We start from the raw sequence: 2,974 nt of genomic DNA on the forward strand, positions 1-2,974 counted from the left end.
CCCTCAAATATATAACACCATTTTTCCCACCACTTGTATCAGGAACTGTAGTTTTGGCTATAGGCCTTACCCTATATCCAGTTGCTATTACAAATATGGGTGGAGCAGGATCAGTTATGGCCCCAGGTTGGGGAGCATGGCAATATTGGCTTGTTGGTATAATCACCCTTCTTGTAAATGTTGGTCTTAACCACTTTGGCAAGGGCATTACTAAACTTGCTTCAGTATTATTTGCCATGGTTGTTGGCTATATTATAGCTTATTTCTTTGGAATGATTGATTTAACACCTGTTAAGGAAGCAGGTTGGTTATCAGTAGCAGCTCCACTTCACTTTGGCATAAAATTTGAACCATCAGCCATAATTTCCTTTGTAATCATATTTATGGTTACATGTATAGAAGGAATTGGCGATATGTCATCAACCACCATCGGAGGAATGGATAGAAACCCAACAGATGATGAGCTTAGGGGAGGAATTGTAGGTTTTGGTGTGGCAAATGTTATAGGTGCCTTTATAGGATGTCTTCCAACAGCTACATTTTCACAAAACGTTGGAATAGTCTCAGTAAATAAGGTTATTAATAGGAGAGTATTTTTCCAAGCAGGTTTGATTATCCTAGTGGCAGGCTTTATGCCAAAAATATCTTCATTACTAACTACCATCCCAGCACCTGTAGTAGGAGGCGCAACTCTTTCAGTATTTGCAGCCATAACTATGAATGGAATTAGGATGATAACTGAACAACCACTCACAGTTAGAAATACTTCTATAGTGGGAATCGCTATTGCTATTGGTTTTGGTTTTACAACCATAGTTGCAACAGCAGAAGGAGCAGGAGTAAACTTCATGCCAGAAGCGCTTAAAAACGCAATCGGTGTTTCACCAGTAGTCCTTGCAGCCATCACATCAATTTTGATGAACGTAGTGATTCCAGAAACAGAAGCCGATAAGAGAAAAGAAACTGTTGCAGAATAAGTCTTTAGAGATTGAAAAGAATGATTTTTAGGCGAGGAAATCCTCGCCTTTTTTCATGCTTTATTTTACATAAGTTTTACAAAAATTTAAAATCTTTCGAATAATGACCTAGTATTATAGACTTAAGTTAAGAAACTTAAGGAGATTAAAATGAAAATTACCAATAGGAAAATACTAGCAGCAACACTTTCACTTGGACTCATCCTTGCAGGATGTGGTAAAGAAGAAAAGGCAGAAGAAAAACCAGCCCAAACTGAAGAACCAGCAGAAAAAGAAAAATCTACTGATACTGCCAAGGCAGAAGACTATGATTTTTCAGTTGTATCTCGTGAAGAAGGTTCGGGTACAAGGGGGGCCTTTATAGAACTAGTTGGCCTTGAAGAAGAAGTTGATGGCTCCAAAGAAGACATGACCACCCAAGAAGCCATAGTCCAAAACTCAACCAACGGTGTTATGCAAACAGTTAGCCAGGATAGCGAAGCTGTTGGCTATATTTCCCTCGGGTCCCTAAATGACACTGTAAAAGCAGTTAAAATCGAAGGCGTAGAAGCCACAGAAGAAAATATAGTAAATGGAACCTATAAAATTTCAAGGCCATTTAACCTTGCCTATAAAGAAGATAAGGTAAATGATCTTGCCAAAGACTTTTTAAAATTCTGCCTATCAGAAGATGCCCAAGTCCTCACTCTAAAAGAAGGCTACGTTCCCCTAAAAGATACAGAGAAATACGAACCAGCTAAAGTTTCTGGTACCCTCACAGTAGCTGGTTCTACATCTGTAACCCCACTTATGCAAAAAATGGCAGAAAAATATCAAGAACTTAACCCAGATGCTAAGATTGAAATCCAATCAACTGGTTCATCCGCTGGTATAGAAGCAGTTATAGATGGGGCAGCAGATATAGCCATGGCTTCTAGAGAATTAAAAGACGAAGAAAAAGACAAACTTGCCGTAGAAGTAATCGCAACTGACGGTATAGCTGTAGTTGTAAATCCAGCAAGCAAGGTAGAAGACCTGACAATGGACCAACTTAAACAAATCTTTAAGGGCGAGTTAAAAAATACAAGCGAACTAGGAAAGTAAAATGGGAAAGATAAGAGAAAAAGCTGGCGAAATAATTTTTCTCTTGTCTGCAGTCATGTCCGTATTTCTAATCCTTCTTATAATCTTCTTCATATTTTCTGAAGGAGTGAAGTTTGCAAATGAATACGGACTTTTAAAATTCGTAACCGGCAAGGTTTGGAAACCAACTGCAGGCAAGCCAAGATTTGGAATCTATCCAATGATTATAGGGTCAATTATTGTAACAAGCTTATCAACTATAATTGCCCTTCCCTTTGGCCTTGCAATATCAATATTCATGGCCTATTATGCAAAAAAATCTTATAAAGCCTTAAAGGCCCTAATGAACCTAATGGCGGCCATTCCATCAGTTGTATATGGTTTTTTTGCCATGATGGTCCTTGTACCCCTAATCAAAGACCTTTTCCAGATCAAATCAGGAATGAATATGGTTACAGCATCCATCCTCCTAGCCTTTATGATTTTGCCGACCATGGTAAATATTTCCGAAAACTCCCTAAGGCAAGTGCCAAAAACATTCATGACAGGGTCTCTCGCCCTAGGGGCAACCAAGGAAGAAACCATTAGAAAAATCCTAGTCCCTTACGCTAGGTCCGGTATATTTTCATCAATAATCCTTGCCATAGGTAGGGCGATTGGTGAAACCATGGCAGTTTATCTGGTAATAGGCAACCAACCAGTCATGCCAACTTCTATTTTAAAAGGCGCTAGGACTCTTACAACCAATATCGTTCTAGAAATGGGATATGCATCAGGCACCCATAGACAAGCCCTAATTGCTACAGGCATGGTTCTATTCGTTTTTATCCTTCTTATTAATATTGTCTTTAATATTATAAGATCTAAAACCGAAGAAAGATTATAGGAGACTTTTATGAGTAAATTTTATAAGGGAATGATAATTACCCTAACCC

General features: G+C 38.6%; 3 protein-coding genes. All 3 read left to right on the forward strand.

What is annotated here, in order from left to right; genetic code table 11:
- Nucleotides 1-977: solute carrier family 23 protein (locus RQ907_RS08310; RefSeq protein ID WP_311492904.1), on the forward strand; the 977-nt coding region annotated here is incomplete at its 5' end.
- A gap of 150 nt (nt 978-1,127) precedes the next feature.
- The gene (locus RQ907_RS08315; protein WP_311492905.1) at nt 1,128-2,060 is read left to right on the forward strand and encodes a substrate-binding domain-containing protein; all 933 of its coding nucleotides are present in this window, start codon (nt 1,128-1,130) and stop codon (nt 2,058-2,060) included.
- 1 nt (nt 2,061) lies between these two features.
- Complete coding sequence (pstC, locus tag RQ907_RS08320) at nt 2,062-2,925, forward strand: phosphate ABC transporter permease subunit PstC (RefSeq protein WP_311492906.1); 864 nt, start codon at nt 2,062-2,064, stop codon at nt 2,923-2,925.
- Nucleotides 2,926-2,974 lie beyond the last annotated feature (49 nt).

It is taken from the genome of uncultured Anaerococcus sp., assembly GCF_963510575.1.
GTDB lineage: Bacteria > Bacillota > Clostridia > Tissierellales > Peptoniphilaceae > Anaerococcus.

Coding starts and splice junctions, on each gene's coding strand:
- RQ907_RS08315 (WP_311492905.1), top strand. CDS start 1,128: ATGAAAATTACCAATAGGAAAATACTAGCAGCAACACTTTCACTTGGA.
- pstC (WP_311492906.1), top strand. CDS start 2,062: ATGGGAAAGATAAGAGAAAAAGCTGGCGAAATAATTTTTCTCTTGTCT.